Origin of the sequence: Flagellimonas allohymeniacidonis (assembly GCF_004296335.1) — a bacterium.
In the GTDB taxonomy this organism is placed as follows: domain Bacteria; phylum Bacteroidota; class Bacteroidia; order Flavobacteriales; family Flavobacteriaceae; genus Flagellimonas; species Flagellimonas allohymeniacidonis.
Genome location: NZ_SGIU01000001.1, coordinates 768,737 through 788,167 on the forward strand (window position 1 = coordinate 768,737; position 19,431 = coordinate 788,167).

At 42.3% G+C, this 19,431-nt stretch carries 20 protein-coding genes; 11 read left to right on the forward strand and 9 right to left on the reverse strand.

Annotation, left to right across the window (positions count from 1 at the left end):
* Positions 1-2 precede the first annotated feature (2 nt).
* The 7 genes from EW142_RS03410 to EW142_RS03440 form a co-directional block, all read right to left on the reverse strand.
* On the reverse strand, positions 3-791 hold the full coding sequence (locus EW142_RS03410; protein WP_130609672.1) for an enoyl-ACP reductase FabI: 789 nt from the start codon (positions 789-791) through the stop codon (positions 3-5).
* Complete coding sequence (locus EW142_RS03415) at positions 785-1,840, reverse strand: type III polyketide synthase (protein WP_130609674.1); 1,056 nt, start codon at positions 1,838-1,840, stop codon at positions 785-787. The genes EW142_RS03410 and EW142_RS03415 overlap by 7 nt, the downstream gene beginning before the upstream one ends.
* Positions 1,837-2,553: a methyltransferase domain-containing protein gene (locus EW142_RS03420; RefSeq protein WP_130609676.1), complete on the reverse strand. Its 717-nt coding sequence runs from the start codon at positions 2,551-2,553 to the stop codon at positions 1,837-1,839. Before EW142_RS03420 ends, EW142_RS03415 begins: the two co-directional genes overlap by 4 nt.
* A complete protein-coding gene (locus EW142_RS03425) occupies positions 2,553-3,698 on the reverse strand; it encodes an NAD(P)/FAD-dependent oxidoreductase (protein WP_240740149.1) in 1,146 nt (381 codons plus the stop codon). The genes EW142_RS03420 and EW142_RS03425 overlap by 1 nt, the downstream gene beginning before the upstream one ends.
* 56 nt (positions 3,699-3,754) lie before the next feature.
* A complete protein-coding gene (locus EW142_RS03430) occupies positions 3,755-4,447 on the reverse strand; it encodes a YiaD family glycine zipper/OmpA-like lipoprotein (protein WP_130609678.1) in 693 nt (230 codons plus the stop codon).
* 4 nt (positions 4,448-4,451) lie between these two features.
* Entirely contained in the window at positions 4,452-4,937 is a 486-nt protein-coding gene (locus EW142_RS03435) for a lipocalin family protein (RefSeq protein ID WP_130609680.1), read from the reverse strand.
* An 87-nt stretch (positions 4,938-5,024) separates the two neighbouring features.
* Positions 5,025-7,001, reverse strand: coding sequence for an alpha-ketoacid dehydrogenase subunit alpha/beta (locus EW142_RS03440; RefSeq protein ID WP_130609682.1), 1,977 nt, complete (start codon positions 6,999-7,001; stop codon positions 5,025-5,027).
* 108 nt (positions 7,002-7,109) lie between these two features.
* Between EW142_RS03440 and EW142_RS03445 the strand changes: the two genes are divergently transcribed.
* From EW142_RS03445 to EW142_RS03470, 6 genes are all read left to right on the forward strand, one after another.
* Positions 7,110-8,060 carry an isopenicillin N synthase family dioxygenase gene (locus tag EW142_RS03445; RefSeq protein ID WP_130609684.1) on the forward strand — a complete coding sequence of 317 codons (951 nt, stop codon included), beginning with the start codon at positions 7,110-7,112 and terminating at the stop codon, positions 8,058-8,060.
* Between the two features lie 10 nt (positions 8,061-8,070).
* Positions 8,071-8,514, forward strand: coding sequence for a hypothetical protein (locus EW142_RS03450; RefSeq protein WP_130609686.1), 444 nt, complete (start codon positions 8,071-8,073; stop codon positions 8,512-8,514).
* Positions 8,515-8,520: 6 nt separating this feature from the next.
* A complete protein-coding gene (locus EW142_RS03455; protein ID WP_130609688.1) occupies positions 8,521-8,850 on the forward strand; it encodes a translation initiation factor in 330 nt (109 codons plus the stop codon).
* 143 nt (positions 8,851-8,993) lie between these two features.
* On the forward strand, positions 8,994-9,926 hold the full coding sequence (locus EW142_RS03460) for a DUF1835 domain-containing protein (RefSeq protein ID WP_130609691.1): 933 nt from the start codon (positions 8,994-8,996) through the stop codon (positions 9,924-9,926).
* 1 nt (position 9,927) lies between these two features.
* Positions 9,928-10,794 (forward strand): nucleoside phosphorylase, encoded by an 867-nt coding sequence (locus EW142_RS03465; RefSeq protein ID WP_130609693.1) that lies wholly within the window; start codon positions 9,928-9,930, stop codon positions 10,792-10,794.
* An 84-nt stretch (positions 10,795-10,878) separates the two neighbouring features.
* Entirely contained in the window at positions 10,879-11,727 is an 849-nt protein-coding gene (locus EW142_RS03470; RefSeq protein WP_130609696.1) for a substrate-binding domain-containing protein, read from the forward strand.
* Positions 11,728-11,736: 9 nt separating this feature from the next.
* On the opposite strand, the gene EW142_RS03475 is transcribed toward EW142_RS03470, so the two are convergent.
* Positions 11,737-12,141 (reverse strand): response regulator, encoded by a 405-nt coding sequence (locus EW142_RS03475; RefSeq protein ID WP_165395216.1) that lies wholly within the window; start codon positions 12,139-12,141, stop codon positions 11,737-11,739.
* A gap of 82 nt (positions 12,142-12,223) precedes the next feature.
* Positions 12,224-12,889, reverse strand: a complete 666-nt coding sequence (locus tag EW142_RS03480; protein ID WP_130609702.1) for a uracil-DNA glycosylase — start codon at positions 12,887-12,889, stop codon at positions 12,224-12,226.
* Positions 12,890-12,994: 105 nt separating this feature from the next.
* On the opposite strand from EW142_RS03480, the gene EW142_RS03485 reads away from it, so the two are divergent.
* From EW142_RS03485 to EW142_RS03505, 5 genes are all read left to right on the forward strand, one after another.
* Positions 12,995-14,053, forward strand: coding sequence for a dipeptide epimerase (locus EW142_RS03485; RefSeq protein ID WP_130609705.1), 1,059 nt, complete (start codon positions 12,995-12,997; stop codon positions 14,051-14,053).
* Entirely contained in the window at positions 14,010-15,101 is a 1,092-nt protein-coding gene (locus EW142_RS03490; RefSeq protein WP_240740150.1) for an N-acetyltransferase DgcN family protein, read from the forward strand. The genes EW142_RS03485 and EW142_RS03490 overlap by 44 nt, the downstream gene beginning before the upstream one ends.
* A gap of 63 nt (positions 15,102-15,164) precedes the next feature.
* Positions 15,165-16,832 carry a formate--tetrahydrofolate ligase gene (locus EW142_RS03495; protein WP_205783217.1) on the forward strand — a complete coding sequence of 556 codons (1,668 nt, stop codon included), beginning with the start codon at positions 15,165-15,167 and terminating at the stop codon, positions 16,830-16,832.
* A gap of 73 nt (positions 16,833-16,905) precedes the next feature.
* Positions 16,906-19,077, forward strand: coding sequence for an endonuclease MutS2 (locus tag EW142_RS03500; RefSeq protein WP_130609711.1), 2,172 nt, complete (start codon positions 16,906-16,908; stop codon positions 19,075-19,077).
* Positions 19,074-19,427, forward strand: a complete 354-nt coding sequence (locus EW142_RS03505; RefSeq protein WP_130609714.1) for a hypothetical protein — start codon at positions 19,074-19,076, stop codon at positions 19,425-19,427. The genes EW142_RS03500 and EW142_RS03505 overlap by 4 nt, the downstream gene beginning before the upstream one ends.
* Positions 19,428-19,431: the final 4 nt, after the last annotated feature.

The window sequence follows — 19,431 nt, forward strand, 5'->3', positions numbered from 1 at the left end:
GTTTATTGTATACTTTCACCTCCATCTACCTTAATGACTGTTCCGGTAATCCATTTAGCCTCTTCCAAAGTTAGCAGGTATACAACATCCGCTACGTCCTCTGGTTTGGTAAGTCTGTTATTGGGATTTCGCTCCAAGGCCTTTTTCCCTAGAATTTCACTATTGGGAATCATTCGAAAAGACTTTGTATCTGTTGTTCCTGCCTGTATACAGTTTGCTTTTACGCCTAAAGGGGCAAACTCCAGTGCAATGTTTCGAGTAATGGCTTCCAAAGTGGCTTTTGCAGCAGACACTGCGGCATAGCCTGGCCATGCTTTGGAACTGCCCTCACTAGTAAATGAAACTATTCTGGCATCTTTGGCAAATAATCCTAGGTTGACCAACGACCTTGCCCAATCGTACAAGCTTGTGGCCATGGCATTAATGGTAAGTTGGAAATCTTCATTCACCAACTGATTCGTTGAAGTCAACATCGTTTTTAGATTGCCTTTTGCAATACTGTGTACCAAAACATCGATTTTGTCTGGACCCAACAACTTTACTATTTCTTGCAGTACTTCCTCTGTTTTTTGCTTATTGGTAGCGTCAATGTTAAAGCTGTGGAGTTGATTTTCATCCAAAGTAATTTCCTGAAAATCCTTATTAATCTCTTCTAAGTCAATTTTTCTATCTCTGTGGATAATGATCAAATTGAATTGATGTCTTGCAAGTTTTTTTGCAGTTGCCAATCCCAGGCCACTACTTCCACCAAGAATCAGCGCCCATTTGCCAGATGTACCCGTATTTACCATTTCAGAAGTATCCTTTGTGCTGAAAACCCAGGCCCGAAGCTTAGTAAAAGTCCTTGCTTTCCCTCGGAATCATCAAGCATCATAAAACGTTCCAATACGTACAATACCGTGACACTGCTCATATTCCCAAATTTACGCAACACTTCTCGGGTATCATCGATGTTTTTGCCCAATTTCCCAAACAGTTCTTCTACCGTCTCCACTATTTTTTTGCCACCAGGATGAAAGATCAAGTAATCAACATCTTCAATACGCGTTTGAAAGCGTTCCAAGAAGGGATGTACAATTTTTGGGAAGTGATTCGCTATGACCTCAGGAACGGATGGGTCCAAAATCATTTTAAGACCAGTGTTGACCAAATCAAAGCCCATGAGATGAGTGGCATCCTTGAAATGATACATTTCCTCACCTACAATACTTGGACCTTGAGCACTAGGTTCAGAGGATAGAAGTGCGCATGCTGCACCATCTCCAAAAATTGCCGCGCTTACCATATTGGTCATAGAAAAATCATTTAGTTGAAAGGTTGCTGTAGGACTTTCCACGGCAACAACAGCAGCCCTTTTGTCGGGATTGGATCTCAAAAAATGCGCAGCATAAATCAATCCTGAAATCCCGGCCGCGCATCCCATTTCGGTGACAGGAAGGCGCACAACATCTTCCTTAAGACCAAGAGAATTGGCCAAATAAGCGTCTAGCGAAGGAATCATAATCCCTGTGCAGCTCACGGTGATGATGTAATCCAAGGAATCGGCTTTCCAGTTAGCAGAATCCAGCGCTTTTTGCAGCACCTGTTCCCCCAAAATCTTCACTTCACGGGCGTAAATGGCATTCTTTTCTTCAAAAGAAGTGGCCATGAAGACCTCTTCAATGTCCATAATCCCATAGCGACGGTCCACGCCAGCCCCCTTAAATATCTTCTTGACCTTTCTCTGAAAGCGTTCCTCTTGACCAGAAAGCCAAACATCAATAAACGGAAGAATCTCCCTAGTTTCTCGGCAAAATTTGGGTAATTGCTTGGCTACTTGTACAATTCGTACTTCGCTCATATGTTATTTTCTTGTTTGATTTGCATCACCCATACGTATCGAAAAGCCCACCTCCAACGAATGGTATGTATAACACTTGGTATTTTATTCGAAAGGTGTATCAGCTCATTTTTAGTAAAGCCTTTGCTTATGGAAACCAATCCATCGTACTTGGCCACCTCAGTTCTGATAAAGAAAAAACTGAATACCTTGAATAAGTAATATGCCCACTTGCTACGTTGTAAATCGTTGATGACCACCCCCACCTTGGCAAGACTTACAAATTGGTTCAAGAAGGTTTCAAGGCGTTCTTCCTCAAAATGGTGCATCGTTAGGGTGTTGATGATAATATCACATTCAAAACCGGAATCTGCTTTAAGGATATCCATTTTCTTATAGGTGATATTGAGATATTCTTCACTTTGTTTCCTTGCAATTTCAAGAACATCCTCTCTTAAATCGATACCCGTCATCTGATGTTCTATCTTTCTTTCAGTCAGGAAATTGGATAATTTTCGGAGCATTGTACCATCCCCTGAACCCATGTCCAAAATCGTATACGATTTTTGTTTTGTCCTTTTTATGAGCTTCCACACTTCCTGTATGGTAATTTTATCTCCTCCAAGCAGTTTATTACACTTGTTTATGTCTTCGTACGCTTCTTGGAGCATCTCGAACGCCATATTGGGATCATCCATTTTTTCCGCTACCCTACTTCGAAGTGAAAAATCCATTAGACTGTAATTGGTTTACCGTGCGTACTTGCGATCACCCCACGGAGCAATCTTTTGGAATTGGCCAAAGTGGAAATTGCCATATCAAACCATTCGGTATGAATCATGAGCGCCTGTAGCCTTCTTCCCATCCACATTCTTTTACTGAAGTTCTTTTTCCAAGCTCGTTGGTAATTCAATTCCATTATATTTCGATGATATTCTTTGTTTTCCAAAAACAAATCAATCTGCTCAGCTGCAATTTTAGCACTATGGATGGCCATCGCCATTCCATTTCCACATAACGGATGAATCAAACCTGCTGTATCTCCACACATGAGCATATGGTTTTCTACCGCCTTTTTCCTATCAAAAGAAATTTGGGCGATACTCAAGGGTTTTTCAAACTTAAGCTTGGCTGTCATCAAGAATTCCTTTAGCAATGGATTCTCGCTTATTACATTTTTATGGAATTCTTCAACGGTGCCTTCTTTTTTAAAGCTTTCATATTGTACCAGATAACAAAAATTAATGCAGCCATCCTCGGTTTTTGAAAGCCCCCCATAACCTCCTGGAAAATTATGAAGTCCAACAAGATGCTCAGGGTGTGGGTAAGCTGTATAATGACCTTTTATTCCCAGCCAGGGAGATTTGTTATTAATAAATGACCTATTCAACTTCTTGTCCAAATTAGACCGCTTACCAAAAGCCCCAATTGCTACTTTGCACTCAATTTTTCTGTCCTCGGATGTAGTAAGTTGAAAGACGTCACCATCAAAAGTCACATCTGACACGGTATCAAAAAGAAATTGAACCCCTTTCTCAAAAGCCTTTTCGTAAAGAAGGTTATCGAAAGTGTATCGGCTAATGCCAAAACCCCCGGAGGGTAAATCAACACTAACGGATTTACCTTTTTGGGTGGAAAGCTGCAAGGTGGTTATTTGAGGCAAATTAAACCGGTCGAGGTCTATGCCCAAATGACCTAAATAGGGCTTGACCTCATTGGAAACATACTCACCACAAACCTTATGCTTGGGATATTTGTTTTTTTCGATTATCAGTACCTCCTTGCCTCTATCCACCAAATCCAAGGCTGCCGTTAAACCGGCAAGGCCTCCCCCAATAATAGCAATCTCAACACTGTTCACAAATTGAAGATACTGCATAAAAACAAAAATCCCGACCAGATCGGTCGGGATTTTAAGGCGAAGTTTTGTATTTCTTATCCTTTGGTTTTTTGATAAGCTTCTTCTTTGAGTTCCTCGCTTGCCATAATAGCAAGTTCCACCCTTCGGTTCTTGGCTTTTCCTTCTGAGGTTTCGTTCGTAGCCTTGGGCTGGCTCTCGCCGTACCATTTGGTTGTAAACCTACCATTGGAAATTCCTTTGGAAACCAAATATTTGGTAACTGACTCAGCTCGTTGCTGCGATAGTTTCCAATTGTAATCCTCAGGACCGGCACTGTCGGTATGGCCTTCCACCAAAATAATGGATTGTGGATACTCTTGGAAAATTCCAGCCAACTTATCCAATGTATTGGCTGACGTTCCTTTTACATCTGACTTGTTGGTGTCGAAATACACCCCTGCTTCTTCATTGAAGGTAACATTAATTCCTTCTCCAACCCTTTTTACCTCAGCTCCTGGAATTTCTTCTTCTATTCGTTCAGCCTGACGGTCCATACGGTTTCCTATGTATCCTCCAGCTGCACCGCCTACCACAGCACCGATGATGGCGCCAAGTGCTGTATTTCCCTTTCCTACATTATTTCCAATGACACCGCCAATTACGGCACCGCCAGCAGCACCAATAGCTGCTCCTTTTTGGGTGTTATTGGCATTTTTTACTGCATTACAGCTTACAATTAGACTTAGCATTAAAATGGCTGCTGTGCTTTTTATGATTGCTCTTTTCATGTGCTTACTTTTTAGTGAATTGATAAACGATGGTTACGGGTTGTCCCTCAACAGAAACATTAGATCTAAGGGTCATGTTTTGCTCATTGATGCTGGATATGTTCAAACGATATCCAAGACCTCCCGAGATGTCCTTTCGATTTTCATCAATAAACTTGAACTGCAACTGACTGCTGTAGTTCTGGGCAGGTTCAACAACGGACCAACGGAAAAAACGATCCCCGCCTTGACAAAGGCTGCTTTGCGAGATGGTATATCTTCCGGTACTGTTGTTGTCACGAAAGAACCAATCGCTTCCTTCGAAGCAAATGTCTTCTGCATCGCCGAAAATGGTCGATTTAAAATTTCCAGTATTGTTTTCATAAGATATGTTGTCCAAGGTCCAAGAACCACTAAAAAGGTTTCGTTGGGTTCGGGCACTTTTGGAAACGGAGCAGGAAGAAAACAAGATTCCTGCCAACATCAGTAAAAAGAATGTTTGCTTTACCATAAGAAATTGGAGTTTATTGGTTTTATATACGATTGAGACACCTTTTTGAATGTTTGGTCATGTTAAAAAATTGTTAAGACATATTTTCTAGTACTTCACTAGATCGAGCAAGACCCTTTCGAACCTTTTCTTAGGAAGAAAATTCTCTTCCAGTTTTTTTGCAAATGGAACTGGGGTTTCCAAGCTGCCTACCCGCCTTACCGGTGCATCTAAATGCTCAAAGCAATTCTCCATTACCATCGCGGATATATCACTGGCCACACTTCCAAACAGTGTGTCTTCCACCAAGATTATTAATTTACCTGTTTTTCGTACCGAGTTGAAAATCGTTTCGCTATCGAGAGGTTGAAGTGAACGCAAATCTATGAGATCTGCTTTGATTTCTGAATGTAAATCCAAGATTTCCATTGCCCAGTGCACCCCCGCACCAAAGGAAACAATGGAAATGTCATTTCCTTCCCTTAATAAACTGGCTTCTCCCAAGGGAATTGTAAAATATTCCTCGGAAACCTCACCATACACACTCCTATATAGTGCTTTGTGCTCAAAAAACATGACCGGGTTCGGGTCATTGATGGACGCAGCCAAAAGCCCTTTTGCGTCTTGTGGAAATGCAGGATAGACTACTTTAAGACCTGGAGTTTTGGTGAACCAGGCCTCATTGGTTTGGGAATGAAATGGTCCTGCGCCTACCCCACCGCCACAGGGCATCCGTATGACCACATCCGCTTTTTCTCCCCATCGATAATGCACTTTGGCCAAATAATTCACAATAGGGTTGAATCCTGAACTTACGAAGTCAGCAAACTGCATTTCTACAATGGCTTTCATTCCATTTATCGATAGGCCCATCGCCGCAGATACAATGGCAGATTCACAAATTGGGGTATTTCGGACCCTACTTTTTCCAAACTTGGATGTAAAATCTTCCGTTATTTTGAAAACACCCCCGTACTCGGCAATATCTTGACCCATAATGATCAATTCATTGTGCCGGTACATGGATTGTTCCAAACCTTCAGAAATGGCATCCACCAGCCGTATCCTTTTCTTTTTGGGCTTTGGGGCTATATGTTCAGGATTGTATGTCTTATATACCCCTTGGATTTCTTTATTTGTATTTGGGGAAACCTCAGGCTCATCGAAGGCTTTTTTAAGGTTCTCTTCTATTTCTTGGGAAATTCTTTGCCTCAGTGCTTTGATTTTTTCCTCTGTCAACAATTTCTTATCCAACAGAAAAGTCTCAAAGTTAGAAATAGGGTCTTTCTTCGCCCATTTTTTCATTAATTTCTCAGGCACATATTTAGTGCCGCTAGCTTCCTCGTGCCCACGCATCCGGAAAGTCTTAAATTCCAGCAAAACTGGTCGTGGCCTTTTTCGTAAGGCCTGGCAAAGCTCACTGACTTTCGTATATACCTCGAGGATATTGTTGCCATCGATTACTCTTGACTCCATGCCATAGCCCTTGGCCCTATCGGCCAAATTTTTGCAATTGTATTGTTCATTGGTTGGTGTAGAAAGGCCATATCCATTGTTTTCAATACAAAAAAGCACGGGCAAATTCCAGACAGAAGCCACGTTCAAGGCTTCATGAAAATCTCCTTCGCTTGTTGCTCCTTCACCTGTAAAGACCGCAGTTACCCGCTTTTTTCTTCGGAGCAAATCCGCCAAGGCTATTCCATCAGCCACACCAAGCTGTGGCCCAAGATGGGAAATCATGCCCACAATCTTGTGCTCTTGTGAACCAAAATGAAAACTACGGTCCCTACCCTGGGTAAAACCACTGGCTTTCCCCTGCCATTGGGCAAAAAGGCGGCTTAACGGTATGTTTCTGGTGGTAAATACTCCGAGGTTACGGTGCATGGGCAATATATATTCCTCCGATTTCAAGGATTTGGCCACCCCTACCGAAATGGCTTCTTGGCCCATACCACTGAACCATTTTGAAATTTTTCCCTGTCTGAGTAAAATCAGCATTTTTTCCTCAATCATTCGGGGCTTCAGCATGCCCTCATATAAATCGACAAGTAGCTCTTTGTCAAGTTGACCAATGTGGTATCTCATAAATACAAATTCCTTGGGCTAAAAGTAATAAAATGGGACATGTCTTGTCACTTTAAGAATAAGGGTTTCGCTTTATTCATTATTTTTGATTGAATCAAAACAAATATCATGAGTGCCATACCCAGTGTAAACCTTAAAGACTTTCTATCGGATGATTCCTCCAGAAAGGAAAAGTTTATTAAAGAAATTGGAGCTGCCTTTGAGAACATTGGTTTTGTTGCATTGAGCGGACACTTTTTAGAGGACGAACTGGTCGACACCCTGTATTCAGAAATCAAAAAGTTCTTTCAATTGCCACAGGAGACCAAGGACAGGTATGAAATTGAAGGAATTGGAGGCCAACGTGGGTATACTTCCTTCGGAAAAGAACATGCAAAAGGTAGAAAAGAAGGAGATTTGAAAGAGTTTTGGCACTTTGGACAGTATGTGACTGACAATCCAAAACTAGAAGAAGAATACCCCAATAATGTTGACGTTTCAGAACTCCCTGGATTCAATGAAGTAGGCAAGGAAACCTACCAAAAACTGGAAAAAACGGCCCAATACGTACTGCGAGCTTTGGCCCTGCACCTAGGGCTTGAGGAAATCTATTTTGATCAATGGATTAAAAACGGTAACTCCATTTTAAGACCCATACACTACCCTCCGATTACTTCTGAACCCAAAAATGCGGTTAGAGCCGCGGCCCATGGGGATATTAATCTAATCACTCTTTTAATGGGTGCACATGGCAAAGGGCTTCAGGTTCAAAACCACAAAGGTGAATGGGTAGATGCCATTGCCAAGCCTAATGAGTTGATGATCAACGTTGGCGATATGCTATCTCGATTAACCAATAACAGATTAAAATCCACCATACACCAAGTGGTTAACCCACCAAGAGAACTTTGGGGAACTTCACGATATTCTATTCCATTTTTTATGCATCCAGTAAGCGAGATGCCCTTAAATTGTTTAGACAATTGTGTGGATGACGCCCACCCCAAGGGTTTTGCCGATACCACAGCGGGCGAGTATTTAAACGAAAGGCTCATTGAGTTAGGTCTCGTAAAGAAGTAAGCCCTCGTTTGTGAAAATTTCTGCAAAAGTTATTCCCGGTCATGGCGCTGCCTCCGGAAAAAAGAACGATGAGCGCTACCCAAGCGGAACTATTGCGCTTCAAGCTCCCTTTTTTAAAGAACTTGGTTTGGATATATATAAGTATCACCCAGGCACATTGAATATTGATGTGGCCCCTTATAACATTAATATTTCACAACCGAAATGCTACTTCGAGAATGTAAAATGGACAAGTCATATTCCTTCAGAAAACTTTTATTTCTTCGATATTGCGCTATATCATTTAGGAAGTCGATATGAAGGCTTAATTTACATGCCAGACCCAAAAACCAAAACTGAACATGAGCAGTCTAAATCTACTTTGGAACTCTTGCTTCCCAAAATTGAAAATGTAGTTTACGGAAGCCATGTTGATATTGAAATTGATGATAATCAAATAAACCTAACCCTATAATTAAACATGGATTTGCAGGATCAACTAAAAAATCTGTTTCCAGATCATATTCCTAAGGAAAACGATGAACCCAAGGAAGCAAAGCCTAGCTACTGGTTGCAATCGGACCCGATAATTTGCAAATATGAGAAGCGCAAGGGCAAACCCGTAACCATTCTTGAGGGTTATAATGGTGCAGATTCTGATTTTAAGAAATTAACCAGCGATTTAAAGTCTTTTTTAAGTGTAGGCGGAAGTTTTAAAAAGGATATTATCATCATTCAGGGAGATTATCGCGATAAAATCATGGACTTTTTAAAGGGCCACGGATTTGCGGTAAAAAGGGTTGGAGGCTAACTGGATATTCTTTAACAATAACATGGATTTTTTGGCATGTTGTTAAAATCAAGTCTTGAAAACCAATGTTTTAGGAAAAAATTTTTCTGTTTTTTGTTTTAATCTTACTTTTAAAGTTCTAACCGACGAAAACTAAACTCAAAATGAAATCACTGTTGCACATTACAAATGGAGACAGTTTCACCACCAGATTAAAATCTCTGGACGTCAAAGGTGACATTATCACATGGCGCGAAATGCTTTGTGAAGGGAAAACGTTATGTAACGTGGGCAGTGAATCCTTTTGGAAAACCCGGTTTGAGTTCTTAAACCGTAACTACAAAGTATCAAAGTCTTGGTTTGTAGAAAAGACCCTAAAGGAATATCGATCACTTTGTAACCACAAACAACAGGACCAAATTGTATTGTGGTTTGAGTACGACCTTTTTTGTCAAATAAATATGTTGGCAGTCCTTAGTTGGCTTAAAACCCATAGAAGACATGCGGAGATTTCATTGGTGTGCAGCGGCAAGGAGGACGAAAGTGATAAATTATATGCTCTCAATGAATTGAGCGATGAAAAGCTTCTCTCACTGTACAAAAATAGAATCAAACTTACTCAAGATGATATTGAGTTTGCAGATTATGTGTGGCAATTGTATTGCAGTGACAACCCAATGCGCCTTGAAAATATCATTACCCACAACGCTTTTCAATTTCAATACCTTTCCGACGCCCTAAGAGTACATCTGAAACGTTTTCCAACGATAAAGAATGGGCTCAATGAGCTTGAAAATAGAATCTTGCTCACGGTAGAAGAGCAAAAACCAGAATCCAAGAAAGAATTATTGGGCGAGTTACTTTCAGACCAGGGATATTATGGTTTCGGAGATACCCAATACGAAAGAATTATTACATCCCTCAGACCACTATTGGGTTCTGTTAACCCCTTAAAGCTTACCAAAAAAGGAAAGCAGGTGCTGGCAAATCAAATGAATTATTATTCACAAATACGTGATAATCAACAATATTTGGGCGGTTCCTTAAAGTATAACTTCCTATATAACTCAACTACGGACCGCATTCTAAAACTCTAGAATGGCATTACTTGAATCTGAACTGATTCTCAATCCAGATGGTAGCATTTACCACCTGAACCTACTTCCAGAAGACATTGCCCCTACCATTATCGTTGTCGGTGACCCTAATAGGGTAAGTATGGTATCCAAATATTTCGATACTATTGAGGTCATTAAAGAAAAAAGGGAATTTCTCACTCAGACCGGTGTTTATAGGGGAAAACGGATTTCGGTTGTCTCCACAGGTATAGGCACCGACAATATTGATATAGTATTCAACGAACTGGATGCTTTGGCAAATATTGATTTCAAGACCCGTAAGGTAAAATCCAAAAAAAAGCAATTACAAATTATACGGATTGGTACATCGGGCGCCATTCAGAAGGATATCCCCATAGATTCATTTATCGCGAGCACGTCGGGTATTGGTTTTGAGGGTCTCCTTCACTTTTATGAATCCCAATCTGTTCGTAATGAAACTCTGGAAGCTTCCCTTAATGACTTCTTGGGTTGGCATCACCTCAATATTGTTCCCTATGCCGTGGATTGCAGCGAGGAATTGCTAAAAAAGTTTTCTTCTAATCGTATACGATTTGGTATAACTGGAACTAATTCAGGGTTTTATGGACCTCAAGGTAGAAATTTAAGGTTGCCCCCTCGAATACCCGACTTTAACGATAAACTTCGAGATTTCACTTATCAAAAACAAAGAATAACCAACCTAGAAATGGAAACCGCGGGTATTTATGGGCTAGCAAAATTGCTAGGGCATCAAGCTCTTTCCCTCAACGTTATACTTGCCAATAGAATGACCGGGGAATTCTCAAAAAATGGATTTTTGGCTATAGATGATCTCATTAAATATGCCTTGGGCAAGCTCACTTAAACCCTTTGGTATAGGAAAAAAGATGAAAGTATTGAGCAATCATCTTTTGCTTAGTGGAACCCCTAAAAAACACAACCCTTTACAATGAAATCGGTTAGAATCATTGGAGTACCGGAGCATTTTAATCTCCCGTGGCATTTGGCAATCGAGGAAGGTGCCTTCGAAGACCGCGGAATTGAGCTCGTTTGGACAGATGTTCCTGAAGGAACTGGTCGTATGTGCGAGCTGTTGACCAACAACGAAACCGACCTTGCCATTATTTTAACCGAAGGTATTGTAAAAAGCATTTCAGAAGGAAATCCGGTTAAGATTGTTCAAGAATACATTTCTTCCCCCCTATTATGGGGGATTCACGTTGCGCACCAATCATCCTACCAATCCATTTCAGAACTTGAAACCGCACCAGTTGCAATCAGTCGCCAGGGAAGTGGAAGCCATTTAATGGCCAATGTGCATGCCAAGCACCATGGGTGGGACATAAATGGCCTTAAATACGAAACCATAAACAATCTTGATGGAGCAATCCATTCTTTTTCTGAAGGATCTCAAGCCTATTTCCTTTGGGAACACTACACGACCAAACCCTGGGTGGAAAAAAGGGTATTCAGAAGGTTGGGGGATTTCCCTACGCCATGGCCTTGCTTTGTTATCGCAGTCACGGAAAACTTCATTGGAAAGAATTCAAACCTTCTCAAACATATCTTGGAGGTAATCAATACCTACACCATCGAATTCAAGAAAATTCCAAGTATCGATCGAACACTTTCCAATCGATACAAGCAGACATTGGAAAACATTCAATCATGGTTGTCAAAAACAGAATGGGGCCAGGAACAAATAAAAAAAGGAACTATTGATACCGTGCAATCCAGTTTGTTCGATTTAAAATTAATTAAGGAAATCAGGGAATCAGAGTTCTTTTTATATCCGTGAGTTCGGGGTTTATGAGAAGTGCTTATTTATTAACACCCTAAACTTAAGGTCAGATAAGGGCTTTTGGGCGGTATCGGTAACGTTTGGGTTCGCTAGGGCCATTTGAGTGGTATGTTCAACATCCAAAGCGGTAAGCATGACCACAACCACCTTTTTTTTGAAATCTTCATTGAATTTCTTTTCAAAGGCGTCCAAAAACTCCCAGCCGTTCATCACCGGCATATTGGTGTCCAGAATCAAAAGACAGGGCGTATTTCCCTCTAGCCCTCCTTTTTCTATAAAGTCAATCGCCTCTTTGCCATTATTTGCGACATTTACCGGGAGGTCATTGTCCAACTGTCTAACAAAGAACTTATTCAAAAAGTTTGTTGTCTCATCATCATCGACGAGAAGTACAGACTTCAGTTTTTGCAAAATATGAGGTTTCTTTTAGTTCGGTTTCTTTCCAAACGTACGAATTCTCTTATTATTTTAATAGATTTTAGGCCACTTTTATTCACCACCTTATCAACGGCCTTCCCTTTTGACCCAATAGCGCATTCGTTTTGCTGAAATGTTGGTTGCCAAACCATAGTCCTCTGTTGGCACTTAATGGCGAAGGATGTCCCGACGTAAGGATGTGATGTTTTGATGTGTCAATGAGCCCTGACTTCTTTTTTGCAAAACCGCCCCAAAGTAGAAAAACCAAACCTTCTAATTCACTCGAAAGTAATTGGATCACCCCATCCGTGAATTGTTCCCACCCCTTATTTTGATGACTTCCTGCCTGATGGGCCCTAACGGTCAGGGTGGCATTCAATAACAACACCCCCTGGTCGGCCCACCTTTCCAGATTACCACTTTTTGGGTAGGCCGTACCCACGTCTACCTTTATTTCCTTAAAAATATTTACAAGGGAAGGTGGATGGGGAATTCCATCTTTCACTGAAAAGCAAAGCCCATTGGCCTGATTGGGTCCATGGTAAGGATCTTGCCCGATGATGACCACTTTGGTCTCATAAAATGGACAATGATCAAAGGCAGAAAATATATCTTTTCCCTTTGGATAACAGGTATGCTGAGAATACTCTTGTCGCACAAATTGCACAAGCTGCTTAAAATAGGGTTTCTCAAATTCTGGCTGCAATTGGGTTTTCCAACTGGGATCAATACTCACGTTCATAGGGTGAAAATAGCTATAAAAATGTTTTTGTCCTTGGTGCCTTTGAAACAAGTTTTAAAACCAATACTTTAGGTAGTAAAATTCTAAAGGACAATCTTATTATATATGAAAATTGACTTCAATATAATCTATCTCAAAAAGCTATTTCCTCTTAGAATCAGCCGGGGTGTGCGGGATGGACAACACAACTTATTCATATCCGTCGAAGATGAGGGTCATGTAGGTTGGGGGGAGGCTTCCCCGGGCGAATCAGAAGGGGCAGCAACTGCAGAAGAAACCCAATCTCACCTCGAGAAATTTTTGTCCCTGGACCTGGAGCTAAGTTCCCCCTTTTCAGTTCATGATTTGGCAGTTAAAGAAAAAGTGGCTCCTTGCGCACTGGCCGCTCTCGATATAGCCCTTTGGGACTTGAAAGCCAAAAAAGCAAATATGCCTTTGTACCAACTCTTTGGGTATCCAAAACCGAAGATTGCCACATCCATTACCTTAGGAATCATGTCTCCGGAAGAAGCCAGGGAACGACTCCCTTTAATTTTGGAAAACCAAGGTATTCGAACCTTAAAAGTGAAATTGGGAAGCAACGAGGGTATTGAAGCCGACAAGGCCATGTACCAGGAGGTTTTGGAATATCACAAAAAATATCCCATCTCCATTCGAGTAGACGCCAATGGAGGTTGGACGGTTGACGAGGCCCAACAAATGATGCAATGGCTTGCAGACCGTGAGTGTGAGTATGTGGAACAACCCCTTGAAAAAGGAAGTGAGGAAAACCTATCTTACTTATTCAAAAACAGACCTTTACCTATTTTTGTAGATGAATCTTGTCGTTTTGCGACCGATATCCCAAAATGGTCGAATTACGTGGATGGCGTCAACCTTAAACTGATGAAATGCGGAGGGGTTACAGGCGCACTTCAGATAATTTCAACAGCAAAAGCCTTTGGTCTTAAAACTATGATAGGCTGTATGGGAGAGACTTCCATTTCCATCGCCGCTGGAGCCTCGGTTTCAGGGGTATTAGATCATATAGATTTGGATTCTCATCTCAATTTGAACCCTGACCCCTGTGAGGGTGCACCTTTGGTGAATGAAGTTATCACACCCCCAAATGTGCCAGGACATGGAGGGAGATTCAAAAATCAATTCGCACCTTCCAGTCAATAATCTTCTTTTGATAGCTATGTTCGAAGTAAATCAACCAATTTGTATTTATATGGAAGGTGCCTTGGACCATGACTCTGGCAAGATGGGTTTTGGTTTGATGCGATTTTCCAAACACCCTATTGTATGCATTATTGATTCCAAATTTAAAGGCAAAACAGTCCGACAGGCTGTTGGGTTGCCTTATGACATCCCTGTTGTGGGCTCCATTGAAGAAGCTATTTCCAAAAAGGCTGAGATTATGGTACTTGGCATCGCCCCAAGCGGTGGAAAGTTCCCAGATGTTTGGACCGCTCCGGTTTCCCGAGCTTTGTCACAAGGGCTTTCCCTAATCAATGGGCTACACGATGATCTCAATGCTCGATTTGGCCATTTATTGAAACAAAATGTTATTTGGGATGTTCGAAAACCCAAGCCCTCCTACCCCATTGCAACGGGCAAAGCTGCCGATCTGAACAACAAACGGATTCTGATGATAGGCACTGACATGGCCGCTGGTAAAATGACTGCTGGGCTGGAGTTGTACAGTGCTTTAAAAAAACAGGGGGTAAACGTTGGTTTTGTACCCACAGGACAAATAGGCATTACCCTTATGGGTAATGGCATTCCCTTGGATGCTATAAAGGTGGACCAAGCGGCCGGCGCTGTGGAAGAGGCAGTCCTTAAGGAATCGGGCAGGGAAATTGTCATTATCGAAGGACAGGGGTCTCTGGCACATCCGGGCAGCTCCGCCACCTTACCCCTTATTCGTGGTGCCCAGCCAACAAATTTCATTCTTTGCCATAAGGCTGCCCATGAAAATCTGCGATATCCGGTTTCCCATATACCCATTCCTCCCTTGAACGAGTTTATCAAACTTAATGAAGCGGTAGCTGAAGTATGCGGTTCCCAAACAAAAGCAAAGACTCTGGGAGTAGCGCTGAACACTACAGGTTTGGATGAGATAACCGCTAAAGAAAAAGTGGAGGAAGTTGAAAGGGTTACGGGACTTCCTGCCACCGATGTTATCCGATTTGGAGTGGAAAAATTGGTCGAAACCATAATTCTTTAACCAGAGGTTCTTACCTTGTTCATAATAGTCAATTTTACTCACTGATAGCAAAATTCAACCATCATGACCGACTTACAAATCGCAAAAAAAACCGCACTTCAGCATATTACGACCATTGCAGAAAAATTCGGAGTCAGCTCAGACCAAATTGAGATGTATGGCAAGTACAAAGCCAAATTACCCTTGCAGGCCATCGACAAAAAAAAGGCCGCGGAAAGCAACCTGATCCTTGTTTCGGCCATTTCCCCAACGCCTGCGGGAGAGGGGAAAACAACCATGTCCATTGGCCTGTCCGAAGGCTTGAACCGCTTGAACAAAAAAACAACCGTTGTGTTGAGGGAACCATCTTTAGGCCCCGTCTTCGGGATTAAAGGAGGTGCCACAGGAGGAGGATATTCCCAAGTGTTACCCATGGAGGATATCAATCTCCATTTTACTGGGGATTTCTCGGCCATCGAAAAAGCCCATAATCTGCTGGCCGCCCTTATTGATAATAACATTCAAAGCAAAACCAATTCCCTCCGTATTGATGCCAGGACTGTTAGCTGGAAACGCGTTGTGGATGTGAACGACCGGGCATTACGTCATGTTATTGTGGGATTGGGAGGAACTACATCAGGAGTACCAAGGGAAACCGGTTTTGATATTACCGCTGCTTCAGAAATCATGGCCATTCTCTGTCTCGCCGAAAACCTCAGTGACCTCAAGAAGCGCTTGGGGAACATTTTTGTGGGATACACTTACGACAAGGAACCCATTTATGCCAAGGACCTAAAAGCCCAAGGGGCCATGACCGCACTGTTGAAAGACGCCATAAAGCCCAATTTAGTGCAAACCATTGAAGGCAATCCGGCCATTATTCATGGTGGCCCCTTTGCCAACATTGCCCAGGGCACCAATTCTGTAATTGCTACAACTATGGGCATGTCCCATTCAGACTACACCGTAACCGAAGCTGGTTTTGGTTTTGATCTAGGTGCGGAAAAATTCTTTGATATCAAATGCCAAAGTGCGGGCCTAAAACCAAAAGCGGTTGTACTGACGGCTACGGTTCGAGCTCTAAAGTATCATGGGGGAGCTGATTTAAAATCCCTTACGGTTCCGAATGCCGAAGCCCTTAAAAAAGGGTTGCCCAATCTGGAAAAGCACCTTGAGAACATTGCCAAATTCAATATCGTACCTGTGATTGCCATCAATAAGTTTTTGACAGATACCGATGAAGAAATTGAGGTCATTCAAGAATTTGCCCAATCCAAAGGGGTGCGGGTTGCCATAGCCGAAGTTTGGGCCAAAGGCGGTGAAGGAGCGTTGGACTTGGCACAGCATGTTATCCAAATCATTGAATCCAAGGCTTCGGACTTTCAACCACTATACGATTGGAAATCGACGGTAACCGACAAAATTGAGACCATTGCCAAGGAAATTTACGGAGCGGAACATGTGGACTATACCGGGAAAGCAAAGGCACATTTACGCAAGATTTCAAATTTGGGGCTCGATGGCTTACCTGTTTGTATTGCCAAAACCCAAAAATCATTATCCGACAATCCAAAACTTCTAGGTCGTCCCAAAGACTTCATCATCACGGTTCGGGAAATTGAAATTGCCGCAGGTGCGGGCTTTTTAATTCCCATTACCGGAGATATCATGCGGATGCCTGGACTGCCTGCCCATCCTGCTTCCGAGGGAATGGACATCAATGATGATGGGGAAATTATTGGGCTGTTTTAATTGTAGCGACTTTGGGAATCACCTTTTCAGGCTCCGCCCCAAAATCCTATCTTTGCGCTGCTAGAAAAAGACCATGCAGCAGATACACGCCAAAACCCTTGAAGATTTAGAGTTTCCAACCGTATTGGAGCAGCTTTCATCGCGGTGCAATACCGAGTTGGGGAAAGAGGCGGCAATGAGCATAGCTCCGTTTACCGTTTTAGAGGAATTGCAGGCCATTCTTGGACAAACTTCGGAGTATCTCTCGTCCTTCACCAACGAAAACCGTATTCCGAACCACGGATTTGATGCCATCAATGGAGAACTTCGCCTGTTGAAAATAGAAAACACGACTTTAGAAGTTTCCGGATTTCGGCGAATAGCTTCCCTTTGCAATACAGTTTCCCTTCACAAAAAGTTTCTAAAAAAGTTTAAAGAGTACTATCCCCTGCTCTTCAAGTTTTCGGAACACTGGGAGGAAAACAAATCCATTCCTGAAGAGGTTGGCAATGTAATCGACAAATTTGGGGAAGTTCGGGACTCCGCTTCCGTCGAATTAAAACACATCCGCCAGCAAATCAACGAAGTCCGGGGTAAAATCAACCAAAGCTTTGGTGGGGCTTTGCAACGGTATCAATCCTCTGAGTTTTTAGATGAAATTCGCGAATCCGTAGTGGAAAACCGTAGGGTCTTGGCTGTGAAAGCCATGCATCGCCGTAAGGTAAAGGGTACGGTTATGGGCTCTTCAAAAACCGGGAGCATTGTCTACATCATCCCTGAGGCGACATTGCAGTACACCCGGGAGCTGAATAATTTGGAATATGATGAAAAGGAGGAAGTACAACGTATTCTGAACGAACTCACCAATTTCATCCGACCGTATTCCGAGTTGCTCAAAGGCTATCAAGATTATCTGATTCATATCGATATCACAGCGGCCAAAGCGAAGTATGCTTCAGAAATGAATGCCATACTGCCGGAAATCAATCAAGAAAAACATCTGGAGCTCAAAGATGCCTATCATCCTTTGCTCTACTTGTCAAACAAAATCAACAACGAAAAAACCTGGCCCCAAACCATATCATTAAAGCCAGAAAATCGAATCATTGTCATTTCAGGGCCCAATGCGGGAGGAAAAAGTATCACCCTCAAAACCATTGGCCTTTTGCAGGTGATGCTACAAAGTGGACTATTGATTCCTGTGCATGAACGCAGTACGGTATGCTTCTTTGAAAGAATTCTGACCGACATTGGCGACAACCAATCCATCGAAAATCATTTGAGCACTTATAGCTATCGTCTCAAAAACATGAATGCCTTTTTGAAAAAGTGCAATGGCAAGACCTTGTTTTTGATAGACGAATTCGGTACCGGCTCCGACCCTGAATTGGGAGGCGCTTTGGCTGAGGCATTCTTGGAAGTATTTTACGAACGGGAGGCCTTTGGGGTCATCACAACCCACTACGCCAACCTAAAAGCATTGGCCGATGAGCTGCCCCATGCCACCAATGCCAATATGCGGTTCAATTCGAAAACCCTGGAGCCGACCTTTCAACTGGTTTTGGGAGAAGCGGGAAGCTCCTTCACCTTTGAGGTGGCCCAAAAAAATGGCATTCCCTATAATCTGATCAACAAGGCCAAAAAGAAAATCGAGCGGGGAAAGGTCCGCTTCGATGCTACCATTGCAAAATTGCAAAAGGAGCGCAGCAAAATGGCCCAGACGGGTTCCCGACTCGAAGAAGAGGAGGCCAAAGCCCGTGAGGAGGCCGAACGCTTGGAAAAATTGAACACCAAGATCAAGAGCAAGTTGGAGAACTATCAAGAGCTGTATGATCATAACCAACGGATGATTCAATTGGGGAACAAGGTGAACACGGCCGCGGAGAACTACTTTCTGAACAATAAAAAACGTCCCTTGATTTCTGAGCTATTGCGCATTGTGGAAACGGAAAACAGCAAACGAAAAAAAACCAGTGCCAAACAAGCCAAGGCCAAACAGGCCCAACAAAAGCAGGTGGCACATGAGCTGGAAAAGAAAATGGTAAAGGTCCGGCAAGAAAAGAAAATCGAGAAAAAGAAGGCTGAAAAGGAGGAAAAGAACAAACCCCGACCAGTTTTTAAAATTGGGGACCGGGTCCGCATGTTCGATGGCAAGGCTGTAGGTAGTATTGATACTTTGGAAAAGGGAAAAGCTGTTGTCAATTATGGCATGTTCACTACCAATGTGAGTGTAGACCAATTAGAACTTGTCGAAGCAAAAAAATGAAAACTTCTTTTACATTATATAAAAAAGGACTGGCAGTAAGTGTTGACGTTTTCGTACACAATAAAAAAATATGTATTCGCACTAACAGTAATAGTGGAGAACATCTGACACACATTGCAAACGATTCCGAAGCGGATTTATTAAAGGCCCTAGAAGCCAAGTCTTGGTTAAAGCGCCTATTTTCACCAAAGAAGCAGGAAAATTTGTCGGCAAAACACAGAATTCTTGAACTAATGGCAGAAAAATTCACCACTGTCGATAAAGACCCTACACCTGAGATTGATGCCTTTCTGAAACACCATCAAATTCAACATTCGAATTCGTATTGGCCAGATTCGGATAGGTTTTAATTGA

Excerpts from the sequence above, each read along its gene's own strand:
- EW142_RS03410 (WP_130609672.1), bottom strand. The coding sequence starts at position 791 with ATGGTAAATACGGGTACATCTGGCAAATGGGCGCTGATTCTTGGTGGA.
- EW142_RS03415 (WP_130609674.1), bottom strand. The coding sequence starts at position 1,840 with ATGAGCGAAGTACGAATTGTACAAGTAGCCAAGCAATTACCCAAATTT.
- EW142_RS03420 (WP_130609676.1), bottom strand. The coding sequence starts at position 2,553 with ATGGATTTTTCACTTCGAAGTAGGGTAGCGGAAAAAATGGATGATCCC.
- EW142_RS03425 (WP_240740149.1), bottom strand. The coding sequence starts at position 3,698 with ATGCAGTATCTTCAATTTGTGAACAGTGTTGAGATTGCTATTATTGGG.
- EW142_RS03430 (WP_130609678.1), bottom strand. The coding sequence starts at position 4,447 with ATGAAAAGAGCAATCATAAAAAGCACAGCAGCCATTTTAATGCTAAGT.
- EW142_RS03435 (WP_130609680.1), bottom strand. The coding sequence starts at position 4,937 with ATGGTAAAGCAAACATTCTTTTTACTGATGTTGGCAGGAATCTTGTTT.
- EW142_RS03440 (WP_130609682.1), bottom strand. The coding sequence starts at position 7,001 with ATGAGATACCACATTGGTCAACTTGACAAAGAGCTACTTGTCGATTTA.
- EW142_RS03445 (WP_130609684.1), top strand. The coding sequence starts at position 7,110 with ATGAGTGCCATACCCAGTGTAAACCTTAAAGACTTTCTATCGGATGAT.
- EW142_RS03455 (WP_130609688.1), top strand. The coding sequence starts at position 8,521 with ATGGATTTGCAGGATCAACTAAAAAATCTGTTTCCAGATCATATTCCT.
- EW142_RS03460 (WP_130609691.1), top strand. The coding sequence starts at position 8,994 with ATGAAATCACTGTTGCACATTACAAATGGAGACAGTTTCACCACCAGA.
- EW142_RS03465 (WP_130609693.1), top strand. The coding sequence starts at position 9,928 with ATGGCATTACTTGAATCTGAACTGATTCTCAATCCAGATGGTAGCATT.
- EW142_RS03470 (WP_130609696.1), top strand. The coding sequence starts at position 10,879 with ATGAAATCGGTTAGAATCATTGGAGTACCGGAGCATTTTAATCTCCCG.
- EW142_RS03480 (WP_130609702.1), bottom strand. The coding sequence starts at position 12,889 with ATGAACGTGAGTATTGATCCCAGTTGGAAAACCCAATTGCAGCCAGAA.
- EW142_RS03485 (WP_130609705.1), top strand. The coding sequence starts at position 12,995 with ATGAAAATTGACTTCAATATAATCTATCTCAAAAAGCTATTTCCTCTT.
- EW142_RS03490 (WP_240740150.1), top strand. The coding sequence starts at position 14,010 with ATGGAGGGAGATTCAAAAATCAATTCGCACCTTCCAGTCAATAATCTT.
- EW142_RS03495 (WP_205783217.1), top strand. The coding sequence starts at position 15,165 with ATGACCGACTTACAAATCGCAAAAAAAACCGCACTTCAGCATATTACG.
- EW142_RS03500 (WP_130609711.1), top strand. The coding sequence starts at position 16,906 with ATGCAGCAGATACACGCCAAAACCCTTGAAGATTTAGAGTTTCCAACC.
- EW142_RS03505 (WP_130609714.1), top strand. The coding sequence starts at position 19,074 with ATGAAAACTTCTTTTACATTATATAAAAAAGGACTGGCAGTAAGTGTT.